This window comes from Bradyrhizobium sp. T-1 (genome assembly GCF_053592855.1).
In genome coordinates, this window is the sequence record NZ_JBSGOX010000002.1 from 590523 (window position 1) to 608320 (window position 17798).

At 61.2% G+C, this 17798-nt stretch carries 17 protein-coding genes; 9 read left to right on the forward strand and 8 right to left on the reverse strand.

The annotated features are described in order from the left end of the window. Positions 1–3: 3 nt before the first annotated feature. The 3 genes from ACWAT4_RS42215 to leuC form a co-directional block, all read right to left on the reverse strand. Positions 4–1323, reverse strand: a complete 1320-nt coding sequence (locus ACWAT4_RS42215) for a 2-hydroxycarboxylate transporter family protein (protein ID WP_237864939.1) — start codon at positions 1321–1323, stop codon at positions 4–6. Positions 1324–1397: 74 nt separating this feature from the next. Further along, positions 1398–2006 carry a 3-isopropylmalate dehydratase small subunit gene (gene leuD / locus ACWAT4_RS42220; RefSeq protein WP_128930036.1) on the reverse strand — a complete coding sequence of 203 codons (609 nt, stop codon included), beginning with the start codon at positions 2004–2006 and terminating at the stop codon, positions 1398–1400. Then, positions 2003–3427, reverse strand: a complete 1425-nt coding sequence (gene leuC, locus ACWAT4_RS42225) for a 3-isopropylmalate dehydratase large subunit (protein WP_128930035.1) — start codon at positions 3425–3427, stop codon at positions 2003–2005. The genes leuD and leuC overlap by 4 nt, the downstream gene beginning before the upstream one ends. 59 nt (positions 3428–3486) lie before the next feature. On the opposite strand from leuC, the gene ACWAT4_RS42230 reads away from it, so the two are divergent. After that, positions 3487–4461 (forward strand): LysR family transcriptional regulator, encoded by a 975-nt coding sequence (locus tag ACWAT4_RS42230; protein WP_237864940.1) that lies wholly within the window; start codon positions 3487–3489, stop codon positions 4459–4461. A 43-nt stretch (positions 4462–4504) separates the two neighbouring features. Here ACWAT4_RS42230 and ACWAT4_RS42235 read toward each other — a convergent pair whose 3' ends face one another. Beyond that, positions 4505–5392 (reverse strand): LysR family transcriptional regulator, encoded by an 888-nt coding sequence (locus ACWAT4_RS42235; RefSeq protein ID WP_128930033.1) that lies wholly within the window; start codon positions 5390–5392, stop codon positions 4505–4507. A 108-nt stretch (positions 5393–5500) separates the two neighbouring features. Between ACWAT4_RS42235 and ACWAT4_RS42240 the strand changes: the two genes are divergently transcribed. Then, positions 5501–5929 carry a DoxX family protein gene (locus ACWAT4_RS42240; protein WP_128930032.1) on the forward strand — a complete coding sequence of 143 codons (429 nt, stop codon included), beginning with the start codon at positions 5501–5503 and terminating at the stop codon, positions 5927–5929. 269 nt (positions 5930–6198) lie between these two features. Here ACWAT4_RS42240 and ACWAT4_RS42245 read toward each other — a convergent pair whose 3' ends face one another. Next, positions 6199–7137: an SDR family oxidoreductase gene (locus tag ACWAT4_RS42245; protein WP_128955140.1), complete on the reverse strand. Its 939-nt coding sequence runs from the start codon at positions 7135–7137 to the stop codon at positions 6199–6201. A 62-nt stretch (positions 7138–7199) separates the two neighbouring features. After that, on the reverse strand, positions 7200–8813 hold the full coding sequence (locus ACWAT4_RS42250) for an acyl-CoA synthetase (protein WP_128930030.1): 1614 nt from the start codon (positions 8811–8813) through the stop codon (positions 7200–7202). A 154-nt stretch (positions 8814–8967) separates the two neighbouring features. Here ACWAT4_RS42250 and ACWAT4_RS42255 point away from each other — a divergent pair, with 154 nt between their 5' ends. The 7 genes from ACWAT4_RS42255 (at position 8968) to ACWAT4_RS42285 (ending at position 15836) form a co-directional block, all read left to right on the forward strand. Beyond that, a complete protein-coding gene (locus ACWAT4_RS42255) occupies positions 8968–10131 on the forward strand; it encodes an ABC transporter substrate-binding protein (RefSeq protein WP_128930029.1) in 1164 nt (387 codons plus the stop codon). Positions 10132–10134: 3 nt separating this feature from the next. Beyond that, entirely contained in the window at positions 10135–10998 is an 864-nt protein-coding gene (locus ACWAT4_RS42260; RefSeq protein WP_128930028.1) for a branched-chain amino acid ABC transporter permease, read from the forward strand. Further along, positions 10995–11912 carry a branched-chain amino acid ABC transporter permease gene (locus ACWAT4_RS42265; RefSeq protein WP_128930027.1) on the forward strand — a complete coding sequence of 306 codons (918 nt, stop codon included), beginning with the start codon at positions 10995–10997 and terminating at the stop codon, positions 11910–11912. Before ACWAT4_RS42260 ends, ACWAT4_RS42265 begins: the two co-directional genes overlap by 4 nt. Before the next feature lie 63 nt (positions 11913–11975). Further along, positions 11976–12728 carry an ABC transporter ATP-binding protein gene (locus tag ACWAT4_RS42270; protein ID WP_128930026.1) on the forward strand — a complete coding sequence of 251 codons (753 nt, stop codon included), beginning with the start codon at positions 11976–11978 and terminating at the stop codon, positions 12726–12728. Then, positions 12721–13443 carry an ABC transporter ATP-binding protein gene (locus tag ACWAT4_RS42275; RefSeq protein ID WP_232995550.1) on the forward strand — a complete coding sequence of 241 codons (723 nt, stop codon included), beginning with the start codon at positions 12721–12723 and terminating at the stop codon, positions 13441–13443. Before ACWAT4_RS42270 ends, ACWAT4_RS42275 begins: the two co-directional genes overlap by 8 nt. A 69-nt stretch (positions 13444–13512) precedes the next feature. Beyond that, on the forward strand, positions 13513–14673 hold the full coding sequence (locus ACWAT4_RS42280; protein ID WP_128930024.1) for a cytochrome P450: 1161 nt from the start codon (positions 13513–13515) through the stop codon (positions 14671–14673). Positions 14674–14678: 5 nt separating this feature from the next. Then, positions 14679–15836 (forward strand): cytochrome P450, encoded by a 1158-nt coding sequence (locus ACWAT4_RS42285; protein ID WP_128960202.1) that lies wholly within the window; start codon positions 14679–14681, stop codon positions 15834–15836. Here the strand turns inward: ACWAT4_RS42285 and ACWAT4_RS42290 are convergent. Together ACWAT4_RS42290 and ACWAT4_RS42295 are read right to left on the reverse strand one after the other, a co-directional pair. After that, a complete protein-coding gene (locus ACWAT4_RS42290; RefSeq protein WP_164933590.1) occupies positions 15811–16548 on the reverse strand; it encodes a TetR/AcrR family transcriptional regulator in 738 nt (245 codons plus the stop codon). The two genes, ACWAT4_RS42285 and ACWAT4_RS42290, sit on opposite strands and share 26 nt — an antisense overlap. Before the next feature lie 172 nt (positions 16549–16720). Beyond that, a complete protein-coding gene (locus tag ACWAT4_RS42295) occupies positions 16721–17779 on the reverse strand; it encodes a DODA-type extradiol aromatic ring-opening family dioxygenase (RefSeq protein ID WP_164935432.1) in 1059 nt (352 codons plus the stop codon). Positions 17780–17798 lie beyond the last annotated feature (19 nt).

Consider the following 17798-nt stretch of genomic DNA (forward strand, 5'->3'; position numbering starts at 1 on the left):
AGATCAGGATAGCGACTTCAGCAGCAGGGTCGCGATCACAATCATGATCGCCCCGCCGACACGAGTGGCGATCTGGGCGAATGCCATGAGGCCCATGCGATCGGCGGCGCCAAGGATGGCAACATCCCCGGTGCCGCCCAGTCCCGAATGGCAGGCGGTGACGATCGCAGCCTCGACCGGATACATGTTTAGCCACTTGCCGACATAAAAGCCGGAGGCAATCATGGCCAGCACGGTCGCGGTGCAGATCATGATGTATCCCGGGTTGAAGGAGGCGACGAGTTGTTCCCATTTGACCAGCAATGCGCCCATGGCGACGAGGATCGCAAAGGTCAGGTTGGTCGACATGAACTTGTTGATCTGGTAGGCGCCGAGCTCCATCTCGTTCGGTAGGATCTTGGTCAGCTTCAACGCGACCGCCGCGATGATCATCATGATCGGTCCAGGTATCCCTGTAAATGGCGCTAGGGTCATGCCAAGCACGAATAGACCGCAGGACAGCACCATACCTGCTCCCAGCAATCCGAGATCAATAGGCCGATCGGGCCGCACGTCGCCTAGGATGTCATTGTCGCCGGTCTTGACCAGCATGCCCTGCCCGCTCAGATCGCGCCGTCTCTCGCCAAGGCGCGCAAGAAGCCCGGCGCAAACGATTGCGACCACGTTGCCGAGCAATGCCGCAGGCACCATGTGTGCGACAAGATCGGCTTGCGGCCGCTGCAAGATCTCGGAATAAGCAATGGAGAGCGGCAATACGCCCTCGGCAAGGCCGCCGCCGACGATCGGAATGATGATGAAGAAGAACGTGTCCTTGGGAGTATACCCGAATGCCAGCCCGACCAGAATGCCGGCCGAGACGGCGGCAATGGTCCCGATCAGAAGCGGAACGAACATGCGGATGAAGCCTTGAACCAAGACGCGGTAGGGCATTCCGAGGATTGAGCCTGCGACGAGACAGGCGATGAAGAAGTATTGAAAATTGGCGGTCCGGAACGTCGTGGTGATTGCTTTAAGGGCGGCATCCGGCATCAAGCCATAGCTTACCAGTGCTGCCGGAACGAACAGGCATAGGATCGCGGTCCCACCGATCTGCTTGAGAACCGGTATCGTCTGGCCAAGCTTGCCCAGCAGAAAGCCGAGCAGCATGAGGACCAGGAGACCGCCGATCACATCGTTCGGGAGCTTTCCAGAGTAAACCGCGGCAGCACAGACGATGGCCGCTCCGACGTATATGCTGATTGGCAACGGGCCGATCTTGACGCCGTTGAGCTTCGTCGAAGGGATTGCCTCCGGCGCGGCCGGACGAAAAGTCGTGTCAACCAAAGTTCCCTCCAATTTTGTTATTTTCGTCATCCGGGCTGCGGCCAGTCTGCTGGCCGCGAGGACTGGCTTGCCAGTCAGAAGATCCAGGGATTCTCCGCAGCATGGCGTGCTTCGAAAGCGCGGATGTCGTCAGCAAGGACCAGGGTTGATGCGACGAAATCCCGGCCCGTCAGGAACGCCTCTTTCCTCGTCGGCTCGATGTCGAATTTGATCGGGCGGCGGCCACGGTCGAAGCGGATCGTCTGCGCTGCAAGATCAACGAAGACGTCGTTGCGCTCACGATGTGCCACAGCGTTAGCGATCTCAGCTACGAGATCGGGTTCGAGCGAGATCGTCAACAGGCCGTTGTTGCCGCAATTGTCATTGAATATCCCGGCGAAGCTGGTGCCGATCAATGCCCGGATGCCGAGCTGTTGAAGCCCCCACACCGCGTGCTCGCGGCTCGAACCGCAGCCGAAATTTGGGCCGACCACGAGGAAGCAAGCGTTGCGATAACCGTCCTGATTGAGAATAAACTCGGGATTGGGTTTACCGGCGGAGAAGCGCAGCAGATTGAAGGCGCCCTCGCCCAGCCCGCTCCGGTCCACGCCCTTAAGAAACATTTTGGGCATGATCACGTCGGTGTCGATGTTTGGCGACATCATGGGTGCAGCGACGCCTGAAACTTGATCGAATGGCATCATTGGCCTGCAACTCCCAGCAGTGAACGAACGTCAGCGATGTGGCCGGTGACCGCGGCCGCGGCCACCATTGCCGGACTCATGAGATGCGTGCGGGCGCCTGGTCCCTGGCGGCCTTCGAAATTTCGGTTGGTCGAGGACGCACACCGCTCTCCGGGCTTGAGCACATCGTCATTCATGGCAAGGCACATCGAGCAGCCGGATTGCCGCCATTCGACGCCGGCATCCGTGAACACTTTTGCAAGGCCTTCAGCCTCGGCTTGCGCTCTGACGTGGGTCGATCCCGGCACTACGATTGCCCGTACACCGGCCGCAACACGGCGGCCACGAAAGACCTCGGCCGCGTCGCGCAAATCCTCGATGCGCGAATTCGTGCAGGAGCCGATGAACGCAAAATCGATCGGGACGGATTGAATGGGATCACCGGCTCGAAGCCCCATATAGCTCAGGGCGCGAAGGGCCGCGGCCTTGCGTTCAGGCGCCACCTGTTGCGCAGGATCGGGGATAATATCGGTCACTGCAATTGCCTGGTCGGGGCTGGTTCCCCAGGTGACGAGAGGGGCGACATCCGCGACATCGAGCGCAACCTCGCGGTCGAACCGGGCATCGGGGTCCGAGGCGAGCGTCAGCCATTTCTTGGCCGCTCGCTCCCACATCTCGCCCTTTGGCGCGCGCGGCCGGCCCTTTAAATAGTCCAGCACCTTCTGGTCCGGGGCGACCACGACACCACGCGCGCCCGCTTCGACGATCATGATGGACATGACGATGCGGCCTTCGACGCTCATGTTTGAGACGACGGGGCCAGTGAACTCAACGGCATAGCCAGTAGCCCCGTCGGCGCCGATCCGCCGGATGATCTCCATGACGATATCTTTCGGCGTGACCCCGAACGGGACGTCTCCGGTGAGGTGGATGCGCATCGTTTTGAGGCGTCGGTAGCGCACCGTCGAGGTTGCAAGATAGTGCTCGATATCGGAGGTCCCGATGCCATAGCCGAGCGCGCCGAAGGCGCCATAGGCGGTGCTGTGGCTGTCGCCGGCGGCGATGACCATACCTGGCATGACGAGGCCCTGCTCGGGGGCGACGACGTGCTCGATGCCTTGGCGCGGATCGAGAATATCGAAATATTCGATGCCGAAATCCCGGGCGTTTTCAGCGAAGTAGTCAACTTGGCGCGCGGCGCCGCTATCCGGCATGGCGCGGGTGCGTTGTGCGGCTGTAGGGTTGACGTGATCGACCACCATCAGCGCCGCTTTGGGATTCCAAACTTTCCGCCCCGCGGCGCGCAGGCCGGCAAACGCCTGGGGGCTGGTATACTCGTTGAGGACGGTTCGGTCGACGTACAGCAGGACGAGCCCGGCATCATCCAGATTGCGGACCACATGGGAGTCCACCAGCTTGTCATACAACGTGCGCGCGGCCATCCCGCCTTCCTCCAAAGCTTCTTTCCGGCCACCGTGACGCGCGCGCGACTAGAAATCCAATGCCGGATGCTGATATCGTTATGCAAGGCCTGCATAAACGAGAGCTCTCCATGGAGATCAACTGGTTATACGATTTCATCGCGGTTGCGACAGCGCGCAGTTTTTCACGGGCCGCAGAGGAGCGAAACTGTTCCCAGCCGGCGCTCAGCCGGAGGATACAGGCGCTCGAGGTCTGGGCTGGCGCATCGCTGCTCGATCGCACCACGCACAGCGTCAATCTGACGCCCGCTGGTGAAGCCTTTCGTCACACTGCTGACGATATCGTGCGCAGATTGAGTGCCGGCCGGCTCGAGGCGCAGGAGCGGGCGCGCGGTGCCTCGGACGTACTGAAGTTCGCCTCGACCAATGCGCTGTCGCTGACGTTCTTTCCGGATTGGCTGCGTCGCATCGAGACCGAGCTACCATTCGTGCCCAACGTACAGCTCGTTGCCAATCATATGGAAGGCTGCGAACGGATCCTCTTGGCGAGCGATGCCCATTTTTTGCTTTGCCATTATCATCCGGCCGCCACGACGGCGTTGACGCCGTCGCATTTTCGCTCGCTGCATGTTGGTGACGATCGGCTGATCCCCGCATCGGTGCCGGTTTCGCGCCGCAACCGCAAGCCTCGCTTCAAGCTTCCGGGAACGGAGGGCGCGCCTGTACAGTTCTTGAGCTTCCGTTCAGAATCAGGGATGGGACGGATCCTGGAAGCGGTGCGTGCCACCTCCCCCTTGCAAGCTCATCTTCACACAACATTCACGTCGCATCTGGCGAAGCTTTTGGTCACGATGGTTCAGGCAGGCCGGGGCATGGCGTGGCTGCCGGAAAGCCTGATCAGTGATCAGCTTGCCTCTGGCGAGATTGTCGCGGCAGGCGGGCAGCAGTGGTACGTGCCGATCGAGATCCACGTATTCCGGCCTAAACTGCGGCTCGCCCAGGCGGCGGAGGCATTCTGGCAGCACATCGAGAAAGCAGCCACACATTCACGATGACGTAAGTAAAGTTGATGCCGCAGCAGTCACGCTTTTGGCCCGGCTATCTCAGTCGCTTATCAGCAGCGATGAAGTCGATAAATGTCCGGACCTTGGCTGAGAGGTATTTGCGCGTCGGATAAACCGCGAACAATTGGCTTTCGAAGATGCTCTGCTCCGGCAGCACTTGTTCCAGGCGCCCGGCGGCGAGATCCTCGCTGATCAGCCATTTGGGCAGCACCGCGAGCCCCATGCCTTCCAGGGCGGCCAGGTGCAGCAGAGTCTCGTTGCCGCTGAGCAAAACGGGGTTGAATTTGATAGTCTGCGTCCCACTTTCGCCCTGGATGGTGATACTCTCGCCTGGAGAGTGCAGCGCATAGTGCAAGAGGCTGTGTCCGGACAATTCAGCCAGATTCTTCGGGCGCTTTGCGCGATCGAGATAAGCGGGCGTGGCAACCATATAAAATGGGACCCTTGTGATCGGCCGCGCGATCAATGCCTCGTCAGGCGTGCCCGTCGCACGCAAGGCCAGGTCAAAACCTTCCTCGACCAGATTGACCAATCGTCCACTGAGATCGATGTTCAGCCGCACCTGTGGATAGCGAGCCTGATAGTCTGCCAAGACTTTCGAAAACTTCGGATTGGCCATCCAGACCGGTGCGGTTAGCCGCAATGTGCCGCGAGGAACTACGGTCACGTTGCTGACGGCCGCCTCTACCTCATCCAGGGACTCGAGCATTTGACGCGTCTGCTCGAAATATAATGCGCCGCTTTCGCTCAGGCTGACGCGTCGGCTCGTGCGGTTGAGCAGCCGTGAGCCCAGACGCTTCTCAAGCTGCATCACATGCTTACTCGCCATGGCGGGCGAGATGCCCAGCCGCTCTGCCGCGGCTGCAAAGCTCTTGAGCTCGGCAACCAGGCAAAAGACCTTCATGCTGACCAGCGTATCCATTCAGATCATCAACATATAGGAAATGAATCCATCCCAAAACAGATAATGATCCAAAATCGTGAAGCGACCAAACATGGTGACAGCCCTGTGATCGTCGGAGTGCCTGCCATGTCCACCGCCACCGCCCAAGCCGCCCCGCGGGAACGTCCCCTATGCGTGAGCCTTTGGATCGCTCAAGCCCTCCTCTTTTGCGTGTTCGCTTCGTCCGGGCTCGCGAAGCTGTTCATGCCGATTCCGCAGTTAGCGGCAATGATGCCATGGACAGGTCAGCACTCTGAAGCATTTGTCCGGGTCATCGGACTGATCGACCTCGCCGGAGGAATTGGCGTTCTCGTGCCTGCGTTAACCCGGATTATGCCGCGGCTGACAGTGCTTGCCGCGCTTGGCTGCTCCGTGTTGCAGGTCTTCGCTATCGTTTTTCATGTCTCTCGCGGCGAGGCCGAGCTCACGCCTCTCAACTTCATCTTGCTGGCCCTTAGCGTCTTTGTTGTCTGGGGGCGCGGGCGCAAGATACCGGTCGCGCCGCGCCGATCCTGATGCCGAGCTCCTAACCAGCCATGGCGGTGCTTCCCGAAGGCTCTCAGGGGATCGATTGGCGTCGAATTATCCCGGCGGCACGCTCCCACGATGCAGCTTCGCTCATCGCAGCATGTCTTCGCCCCTCCAAATGGATGGTAGCAGCAATCAGCCTCAGGCAAACCGGGTGTCCAGTTGCGCGCCACTTAAAGCGTTTCATGAGTACGATATAGCGGAGGTCCCGCTGGGCAATGATCCCTAGATCTCCATCGCGCGAGGGCGCTTTAGGCCTATATTCCGAACAGCAAGGCTTGCCGATGTTCGGCCAGCCATTCGCTCAAGGAGACGGGCATCCGTCCTAGGGTGCGCTCAACGAAGTCATTGCGCGCCCAAACCACCTCGTTCTGTTCTTCGTACTGGAAGAAATCCCAGAGATAGTGCAGCCGGATCTCTCCGAGCTCCCGGTACGCCTCGAAGAAGCCCGCTCTGCTGCCGTCGTGAACAATTCTTTCCTGAAAAACCTTGGTCATGAGATCGGCGACGTCGCTGAACCTCAGTATGTCCTGTCCGTTGTTCAGAGTGTGAAATTGACCAATGTGCCGATGATTGCTCGACAGGAAAAGACGTCCGGCCACTTCCGCAATGTCGCGTGGATCGATATAGGGAATCAAGCGTTCGGGCCAGATCAGCTTTCGCTCCTTCCTCAAGCCGTCCTTCATCCAGTAGAAGTTGTCCATGAAGGTTGCGCCGATGTTCAGGTAGGTGACAGGCAGACCGCTTTCGTCGAGGATTTCTTTTGCGATGGGGTGTTGGATGGGTAAACCAAGACCATGCTCGCGGAGAGACTGAGGAATTCGCCTTCGATTCGCTTCGGGTTGTAGGCCGACAAGACGTATAACGTGAACGGCGGACCTTGCCTTCTTGAGCAGGACAACGAGATTTGTCATCGCGTCGGCCTCGTTCGTGCCGCTTCTGGTCAGTACGAAGATTCCTTCCATTCCGTCGACCGCCTTCTCAAGCGATGCGAGATCAAAATAGCTGGCAATGACGACCTCCGCATGCGGGTGCTCGCGGCGAAGGACGTCACAATTGGCGGGATTGCTTGTTACGAGGCGCAGCTTGATCTGCGGCGCCTCCTCGCGCAAGAAGTGCGCAAGTGGGCCGCCGATATGAGCCGCTGCACCGAAAATGAGAATCGTGCTCGGAATCTTCTTCTGACCGTGTCGCATTAACAGACCTCAATAAACCCTGGCGAAGGCCCCAACCTGCCGCGAGCGGCTGGGTGGCCGCCTCAAGCCCCGAAGTTTTTCTGGATCGCCTTGTCGAGCGTCTCGCCGCCGATGAAACGCTGGCGCAATTCCCGCTTGAGCAGCTTGCCGGACGGATTCTTCGGCAGGCTGTCGACAAAGATCACGCGCTTGGGCACCTTGAAATGCGCCATCGATCCCGCACAATGCGTGATGACGGCATCCTCGTCGAGCTTCTCGCCGCTCTTAACCACGACAATCGCGGTTACGGCCTCGATCCAGTGCGGATCGGGCAGGCCCACGACGGCGACCTCGGAGATCGCCGGGATCTTGTAGATCATCTCCTCGACCTCGCGGCTGGCGACATTCTCGCCGCCGGACTTGATCATGTCCTTCACGCGGTCGACAACGGTGATGTAGCCCTCGGCATCGACGGTGGCGAGGTCGCCGGAGTGGAACCAGCCGCCAGCGAAAGCCGCCGCGGTCTTCACGGGATCGTTGTAATAGCCCGACAACAGATGCGGCGAGCGGTGTACGATTTCGCCGATCTCGCCGACGCCAACGTCCTCCATTGCCGTGTTGACGACGCGGGTCTCGACGTTGATGGCGGGTTTGCCGGCGGAGCCCGCCTTGCGGAGCTGGTCCTCGGGCGTCAGCACGGTCGCAAGCGGCGCGATCTCGGTCTGACCGTAAAAGTTCCAGAACTTGACGTTGGGCAGGCGGCGCTGGAGCTCGAGCAGCACCTCCACCGGCATGATCGAAGCGCCGTAATAGCCCTTTTGCAGCGACGACAGATCGCTCTTGTCGAAATTTGGCGAGCGCAGCATCGCGATCCAGATCGTCGGCGGCGCGAAGAAGCAGGTGATCCCGTGCGCCTGGATCAGCGCCAGAATGTTGTCTGCGGTCGGCTTGCCCGTGATCACGCCGGAGGCGCCGAGATAGACTTGCGGGCCGAGGAAGACGTCGAGCTGAGCGCAATGATAGAGCGGCAGCGCGTGCAGCACTTTATCGTCGGCGCTCATGCCGCCGTCGATGATGCAGCTCACATACTGCCACATCACGGCTTCATGGCTCAGCATCGCACCCTTGGGCAGGGATTCCGTGCCCGAGGTGTAAACAATCTGTGCGAGATCGCGGCTGTCGACGGAGGCCTCAAACAACGAGCTGTCGGCATCGAGAAGATCGTCGAAGCTGGTGAGGCCCGCCGGCTGCGCAGCGGGATCCTCGCCCGGCAACCAGATGAGCTTCTCCACCGCGCAGCCCTTACTGCTCGCGGCGCGTGCGGCCTCGACGAAATCGGGGCCGGTCGCGAGCAGCCTGGCGCCGGAGCTTTTCAGGATGAAATTGATCTCGTCGGGATTGAGCATGAAGTTGATCGGCACCAGCACCGCGCCGATCCGCGCTACCGCGAAGCGCAGCGCCGCAAAGGCATGCGAGTTGCGCGACAGCACGGCGAGACGGTCGCCCTTCCCGACGCCGAGGCCGGGTAGGCCACGCGCCAGTCGATTGCAGATCGCGTCCAGTTCGGCAAACGTCCAGCGCACCGCGCCGCAGCTCAAGGCTAGCTTGCTCGGCTCGCGGGCAGCCGAGCGGCGCAAGAGATCGCCAATCGAATGCTCGCGGGCTTTCGCGATCGTAACTCCGATATCTGCGTTCATCTCCCCTCCCTTGTGCTCGCTTCTGTCAGACCGTGTCCTGCTAGGGCAGCCCCACCGGCCTCGCGCTATCTTGCATATATTTTCCATATGGTCTAATTTGTATCAAGGGTCCGGGAGAGACCCCGCATGATCAGTCTAAGGGAGGATAAGCGGCATGATCGCCAGGATCGCAATCGTGGCCGCGGCCATGTTGGCCGTCAGCATTCAGGCAAAGGCCGACGACCGTCCGCTGAAGATCGGCTGGCTGATGAGCTATACCGGGCCGGGCGCCGCGGCCGGCGCCGCGTCCGATGCCGCGATCCAGGTGTTTTTCCGCAAGTTCGGCACTACGGTCGCCGGTCGCAGGATCGAGATCATCAAGCGCGACACGACGGGACCCGCACCTGACGTGGCCCGCCGCCTGGCCCAGGAGCTGATCGTCAGCGAGAATGTCGATTTCCTCGCAGGAATGGACTACACGCCCAACACAATGGCTGTTGCGCCGCTATCGACCAGCGCCAAGGTGCCCCTCCTCATCGTCAACTCGGCAACTTCGGGCATCCTCGCCAAGCATCCCTTCGCCGTTCGGTTCGGCTTCACGACCACCGAAATGGCGCAGCAGCTCGCGCTCTACGCCGCCAAGCAAAAGCTGAAATCCGTATATACGTTCGTGCATGAATACGAGCCGGGCCTCGATGCGGAGGCGATGTTCGTCCGTGAATACAAAGCGGCCGGCGGCGTGATTGCCGGATCTGTGCGGGCGCCGCTCAAGGCCACGGACTTCTCCGCCTATATCCAGCGCATCAAGGACGCGAACCCGGATGGCATCTTCGTGTTCATGGCTGCCGGCGAATTGACGCCGATCTTTCTCCGCCAGTTCAAGGAGGCAGGGCTGGATCCGGCCAAGATCATCGGCATCGGGGACATCACGGACGAATCGTCACTACCTGCCGCGGGCGAGGCCGCTCTCGGAGTTGTTACGGCCTTCCATTACACCCCGACGCATGATTCGGAGGTCAACCGAGAGTTCGCAGCCGCGTTCAACGCGGTCGCGCAGGGCCGGCCGCTCGGTTTCATACCGGTCGTCAGCTACGACGTCCTGCGTGCCATCTATACGGTCGTTGATGCGCAGAAGGGCGATCTCAATCCCGAGCGCACGATCGAGCTTCTGAAGCAAACAAGATTCGAAAGCCCGCGCGGCCCGATTGCGATCGACCCGTCGACCCGTGAGATCGTGCAGAACATCTACTTCCGAAGGGTCGAGAATCGGGACGGACAGATGGTCAATTTGGAGTTTGCGACCATTCCCGACGTCAAGGATCCTGGATCGGCGCGCTAGATCATGGTCGGCTTCGTCAACGTTCTGATCGGCGGCATCGCTTATGGGTTCGTGCTGTTTCTGATGGCTGGTGGCCTCTCCATCACGCTCGGGCTGATGGGCTTCGCCAATATGGCGCATGCGGCGCTGGCCATGGTTGGAGGCTACACGGCGGCATTGCTGATCGGCAAGGCCGGGTGGCCGTTCCTTGCGGCGGTGGCAGCGGCTGCCGCCATCGCGGCCGCCGTGGGTGCGATCCTCGAGCGCAGCCTTTTCCGGAGACTGTACGAGGCCTCGGAGCTGGAACAGGTCCTGCTGACGATCGGCGTCGTCTACGTGTCGATTGCCGCAGCCACCTATCTGGTCGGTCCAGAGCAGATGGCGATCGCGGTGCCTTCATGGCTGGACGGAAACGTCCGCATCGGCGCTGTCGAGGTCAGCCGCTACCGGCTTTTTCTGATCGGCTTCGGCACGGCACTTCTTCTGTCGCTGCTTGTTCTGATCGATCATACGAATTTTGGCGCCAGGATAAGGGCGGCCGTTTTCAACCGGCGGATGACGGCATCCTGCGGCATCGACGTCGCAAGACTGTACGCCCTCGCCTTCGCTCTCGGCTCCGCGCTTGCTGGACTAGGCGGCGCGCTCAGCGTGAAGCTCCTTGGCCTCGACCCGAACTTCCCCATCAAATTTCTGACGGAGTTGCTGATCGTGGTCAGCGTCGGCGGGCTCGGCTCCTTGCGCGGAACGTTTGCCGCCTGCCTCATGTTCGGGGTCCTTGACGTGGCCGGGAAATATCTGCTTCCGGAGATCGGCGCGTTTATCATCTATGCAACGGCGCTTTCCGTCCTGACGGTGCGCCCGCAAGGCCTAGCCGGCCGTCCGCAATGAGCGACATCACTCTCGACCTCGCGCGAACTGCGGTGCGCTTTCGCGCCAGATGGACCTTGGTCGAGCTGGTCTTTTGGATCGCTGCAGCGGCCTGCTATGTCCTCTTTCCCGGCAAGCTCGTCCTTCTCACACAGATCCTAATCGGCGGCCTGTTTGCGATGTCGCTCGATCTGTTGCTCGGCTATGGCGGGATTCCGTCCTTCGGACATGCCGCCTTTTTCGGACTCGGCGCCTACACGGCGGGATTGCTCGCTGCGCATGGCTGGGGCGAGCCGATCTCCGGCGTTCTTGCTGCCGGGCTCGTGACCGGCGCTCTCGGCTTCGCCTTCAGCACGCTGATTGCAAAAGTCCGCGGCGCCGCAGTGCTCATGGTGACGCTTTGCATCGGGCTTCTGCTCTATGAAGGCGCAAGCCGCCTGCCTTGGCTCACCGGCGGCGACAGCGGTCTCCAGGGAATCGAGATGTGGCCGCTGCTCGGGCTGTTCGAGTTCGATCTCTTCGGCCGAACCGCGTTCTGGTATGCCTATTGCAGCGCATTGACGCTTTATCTTGTCGCCCGGCGTTATGTCCACTCGCCGGAGGGTCTCGCGCTGCAGGCCATTCGCGAGAACCAGACCCGCGTTCCGATGCTCGGCGTCTCCATCACACGGCGCAAGATGATCGCTTTCACGATATCGGCGGCGAGGCGCGCTGCTGGCGCAGACCACACAGATCGTCGCACTGGAAACGTTGAGCTTCGAACGATCGGTGTCGGCCCTCGTCATGCTGATCGTCGGCGGAATTGGCACGCTTATCGGCGGCTTCATTGGGGCTGCCGCGTTCATCTGGATGCGCGACCTGCTGTCGACGGTCAATCCTGTATATTGGATGTTCTGGCTCGGCCTGGTGCTGATCGCGATCGTGTTGACGGCTAGAGGCGGCCTACTCGGCGTCGTGAGCCTGGTTCGGAGCAAGATCGTGCGCTGGAGGCGAGCGAGATGACGGTTGCCGCGCTCCAGACACGCGACCTTTGCAAGCAATTTGGCGCCTTGAAGGTCACCAATGCCGTCAGCCTCGTGCTAAAGGCAGGCGGTCGACATGCCCTGATCGGGCCGAACGGCGCCGGCAAGAGCACGCTGATCAACCTGCTCACCGGCGTGCTGGCCCCGAGCAGCGGCAGCATTCTGCTGGAGGGCGAGCCAATCGATCGATTGAGCACCGATCAGCGTGTCGCACGCGGATTGGGGCGGACTTTCCAGATTAACGCCCTGTTCCCGCATCTGACGCCGCTGGAATCGATCATGCTCGCGGTCGCCCGGCGCCGCGGACGGCTTGGCAGGCCTCTTCAGGCCTTACATCGGCAGCCCGACACCACGGACGAGGCGTATGAGTTGGCGCGTTCGGTCGGGCTTGACCGCGACTGCCTGCGGCGGACTGCCGAACTATCTTACGGTCGCCAGCGCCTTGTGGAGATTGCTCTCGCCCTCGCCGGCCGTCCCCGCGTGCTGCTGTTGGACGAGCCGGCGGCGGGAGTTCCCGCCGGCGAGAGCTTTGAGCTGATGCAGGCTATCGAATCCCTCCCCGATCAGATCGCCGTTCTCTTCATCGAGCACGACATGGATCTGGTCTTTCGTTTTGCCGACACGATCACCGTTCTCGTCGCCGGTTCGGTATTTCGCCAAGGCAAGCCCGGCGAGATCGCGACCGACCCGGAGGTGCGGCGGATTTATCTCGGAGATGACCGTGACTGAGCCGCTGCTCGAGGTCGACCAGCTCAACGTGGGCTATGGTGAAGGAATCGTCATCAGCGGACTGTCCTTCGCGATTGAGGCCGGCGGCTCTCTTGCGGTTCTGGGCCGAAACGGGGCCGGAAAATCAACCCTGATGCTCGCCCTTGCGGGTCATCTCACGCCCCGCTCGGGGCGAATTCGTTTTCGCGGCAACGAGATCGCCGACCTAGCGCCACACCGGCGATGCCGACTGGGCATCGGGTGGGTGCCGCAAGGCCGCGAGATATTCGCCCCCCTCACTGTCGAGGAGAACCTGCAGATTGCCGCGACGAACGGACCTTGGACAATCGAGCGCATCTTCGAGATGTTTCCAAGTCTGAAGGCACGTCGCACCAATTTCGGAGATCAGCTGTCGGGCGGCGAACAGCAGATGCTGGCGATCGGTCGAGCCCTGGTGACGAACCCGCGCTTGCTGCTGCTCGACGAGCCGCTCGAAGGCCTCGCCCCCGTCGTCGCGCAGGACGTCGCGCGCTGCATCACCGCGATCACCGAGACCGAGAGCATGGCGGTCATTCTGATCGAGCAGCACGCAGGCTTCGCGCTCAGGCTGGCGCGGCAGGCGATCATCCTGGAGCGCGGCATTGCCGTTCGCAACGGAGAAAGCAGCGCTATTGCGGCGGATCGCGGTGCCCTCGAACAATATGTCGGCATCCGCAAACCCGGTCGCGCCGCGTAGCCGAAGGCTTGCTCATTATACTGTCCATATGGTAGATTTAGCGTAATAATAATTTCCTGGGAGAACCACATGGCCTTTCGTTTCGATCCCGAGGAGCGGAACTTCGTGGACGACCCCTATCCCACCTACAAGGTGTTGCGCGACGACCATCCGGTCTATCTGCACGAAGGGAGCGGGTTCTACATCATCACGCGAAACGAGGACGTGGCGCGCATCCTCAACGACTACGAGGTCTTCTCTTCGGCGCGTGGCAATGCGCTGGTCGATTCACCCTTGCGGGTGGGCAGGACGCTCGGATCGACCGATCCGCCGCGTCATGACGAACTTCGCCGTGTGGTGATGAAGGGCTTCACGCCCGCGCGCATCGAATCCATGCTGCCCGCCATTCAGCGCGACGTCGATCGACTGCTGCACAAGTTCGGCACCCGTCGTGAGTGCGACTTCATGGCAGATATCAGCAGGCCCATCCTCTATGGCGCACTCGGGCGGATGCTCGGGTTGGACGGCGAAGCTGCGGACCGGGCGGCGGATTTGTCGCGGGACATCTTTCATACCGATACGGGACCGATGGGCCCGGCTGCGAGGCCGGGCTTGATGGAAGGGGTGTTTGAACTGCTCACCGAGCAGCTCGAGCGACGTCGCAAGGACCGCAGTGACGATCTGTTCTCGTTCCTGCTCGACGCACAGGAGGGGGGAGCACCACTTTCCGACGGCGAGATTCTGGGCAACATGTCGACCGTCCTGCTCGCGGGCAACGCGTCCATCGGGCATTATTTCTCTAACTTGATCTACGCGCTCTGGACCAATCCGGACGAGCGTCGCAAGTTGCAGGCCGATCCGGCCCTGCTGGATGCCGCCGTGAACGAAGGCGTTCGCTGGGATACGTCAACCCAGGCTTTCGGACGGCAGACCACGAAGGAGGTCAAGCTGCACGGAATCGCAATTCCGGCAGACAGCCGGCTCGTGGTCTGTTTCGCGGCCGCCAATCGCGACGAACGCGCTATCCCGGATCCGGACCGCTTTGACATCAGCCGGCCAAAGACCCGGCATTTTGGCTTCGGCTCCGGCCCCCATATCTGCCTTGGGGCGCCCGCAGCACGGGCCATGATGCGAACGGTCATGACCCCTCTGCTGCCGGCGCTCGGCGACTATGAGCTCGACGTCGCGAACGCCGAACGCGTCGCTCACATGATGGTACGCGGCTTTTACAAGCTGACGATCCGCTGGTGAACGAGGTGAGCGAGTTCGACCTCACCGGCAATGGGTTTCTCGATGACCCCTATCCGACCTATCGTCGCCTGCGCTCCGAATGTCCGGTCTATCATTGCCCTACCACAAAGCTCTGGTTCGTGAGCCGCTATGCGGATATCGCCTATGCACTGAACAATCCCGTCCTGCTCTCGTCCTCCGCCGGGAACGCCCTCAGCGATTCTCCGCTGCGCGTGGGCAAGACGCTCGGCTCGATCGACCCGCCACGGCATGACGAGCTTCGCCGGATCATCATGCGGGGACTGAGCCCGGCGCGTATCGAGCTGGTTCTGCCCTGGATCCGCGATACTCTCGCTAAGGGCCTGGAAGCGCTTGGCACCCGGCGCCGATGCGACTTTGTCGCCGAAGTGAGCCGCCCGGTGCTGTTCGGCGCGCTAGGCAGGATGCTGGGGCTGGGACCCGATTCGGCGCAGCGCGCAGCCGAGCTGTCGGAGCGTTTATTTCGCGGGAATTCCGGCCCCGCGGGGCCTGCGCTCTCCGAGGAAGAACGCGCCAAGGTCATTGCGCTGCTGTCCGAGGAGTTGGAACGCCGGCGTGTCGAACGTGGGGACGATCTCTTCTCGGTCCTGATCGCTGCTCAACAGGATGGAGCGCCCCTCACGGATACCGAGATCGTCGCAAACATGATGACCGTGCTCCTGGCCGGCAATGCCTCCATCGGCCACTTTCTACCCAACCTGGTCCATGCGCTCTGGCGCCACCCCGAGCAGCGATCGCGCATCCTGGCCGATCAGAGCTTGGTCGAAGCTACCATCGAAGAGGGTGTGCGCTGGGATACCTCGACACAGTGTTTCGCGCGGATCACTTCCAGCCCGGTCGCCCTCAGCGAAACCGACATTCCAGCAGGCAGCCGGGTGGTGTTGCTTTACGGCTCCGCCAATCGCGATGAGAGCGCAATTACAAATGCCGAGACCTTCAATGTCGACCGGGGCAAGGTTCGCCATTTCGGCTTCGGTTCGGGGCCGCATATTTGCCTCGGCGCCCCCGCGACACGCGCCATGCTCCGCACCATTCTGCCGAAAGTGCTGAGCACTTTCGGGGACTTCGAGATTGACCTCGCCCGCGCAGTTCGTGTTCGTCACCTGATGGTGCGCGGCTTCAGGAGCTTGCCGCTCGCTTGGTAACGCGTTTTGCGTCTTTGTTTCGCGGAGCGAGCTTACGCCGGCGAGGTTGCTCTGCCGGCTCGCGGAAAAACAGCGCGCAGCAGGTGCGGATGTGCTCATCAACGAATTTCTTTGAAAAAGGCGAGTGGCCCATCACCTGCTGGACCTCGGCCGAAAGCATGAAGATACGCGTTACCGCACCGATGAACAGATACTGGAGATGATAGGGATCGCCCTCGACGTAACGGTCTTGCTTTTGAGCCGCACGGATGAGCTTCGCGACGACGTTGAAATAGTTGCGGACCCGATCTTCGACTAGCCAGGTCAGCCGTTCGCTCTCGCGCTTTCCCTCGTGTGACATCAGCCAATGGAAGTTCGGATTGGCAGCGGCGAAGCGGATGAACTGCTCCTGGAGAACCCTGAGCTGTCCCACCTCGTCCTGCTTAGAGACGCCGGCAAGGTAGTCTTGGAAGTGCCGGCTGAAATTCACGCTCGTCGTTGATAGGACGGCGCGCCAAAGCCCGTCCTTGTTCTTGAAATGATAAGTCACGAGCGGATGCTGAACGCCGGCCTTGGCTGCAACCGTCCGTGTCGACGCTCCCTCAAAGCCACGCTCGGCGAATTCCTCGAAAGCGGCCTCCAGGATCCGTTCCCTTGTGTCGAGGGAACGCTGCTGGCGCCGGCGCTGATTCACGACCTCGTCGAGGGTTTCCTTGGTCAGATCCGTCGCCAAAACAGCTCCGCGTGGCATGCCATGTCCGCACGAAGCCTATCCGCCGGAGCGACCGGTTTGTCAACACCGCGCCCGACGCGCACAAGCGGAACACACAGACCGGAGCGACACAGGCGTGAACTCCGCCGGCAAGTCGCCTCGCCGGCGGCAGTCGCTCGCTGTGCCGGGAAATTTAGGACCAGACGGCGAAGCCGATACCCGTGCCTGTACCGGCCGGGGTCCTATAGCCTGGATAGTATTCCGTCCAGTCGTTGTCGAGATGCTCGGACATGCCCGCGACCATCACCCAATTCAGGAGTTCCGAAGAGCCGGAGTTCAACTCTCCCCTGGTCAGCGACTTGAGGACGGACACGTCCTTGCGCTTGATCGCATCGAGCACCTTGCGATCGAGCTTCTCGTCCACGACAAAATGGCTCAGGCCGCCGCTGGCCACCACGGCCACTCGGGCATCCAACTTCGACCGTGAAATGAGGCTCGCGATCGCCTGTCCGACGCCATAGGCGCGTCGTGCCGTCGGGGCATTGGGCGGAAAGTAGGTGTTCAGCAGGACCGGCAGAACCGGAATGGACTTTCCCTTGAACAGCCGCTCGATGATGAAGCCGTAGGCATGGCCGAATCCGGCCTTGTGCGGGTCATCCACCTTCGCTGCTGCTCCGATGTCCACGTCGTTCTCGATCAGACCATGGATCAGCTCGCGGGCGAGCTCTGGACAGCCCGGAAACGTATGGACTGCATCCATGGCATATCCCTTCATGACCGTGCCGATCCAATTCGGCGTCTGCGGCGTGAGATGGCGCTCATGCGTCAGGATCTCCTCTCCATAGAAGATGGAGATTGCGGGCATGTTGGATAGGCTGAACAATTCGGCCTGATCGTCCCCCACGATCAGCACGACGTCGGGTGCAACCTGCGCCAGGCGGTCGGCCATGTAATCCAGAGCCTTCTGCGATGCGGCCTCGATCTCCAGGAACTTCGCCTCGGTCGCCAGCGCCGCATAAGGAGCGCCGTTTTCGCGGGCGAGCTCGTCGTAGGACACATAGCGGCCATCGGAGAGATTGAGAGCTTTGTTCTTGAGATCGTCAGCCGCGCGCTCGCTCCAACGCTTTCCCTCCAGCGCGAGCATGGGGGTGTGCGACGCGGCGAGGCCGAGAACGATTTTCGCCATTGGACATTTCCTCTCTTTTAATTTTACCAGATGGACTATATTGCTACGAGCGATCGCGAATGGCAATCGCCTCGACGCAATTCCC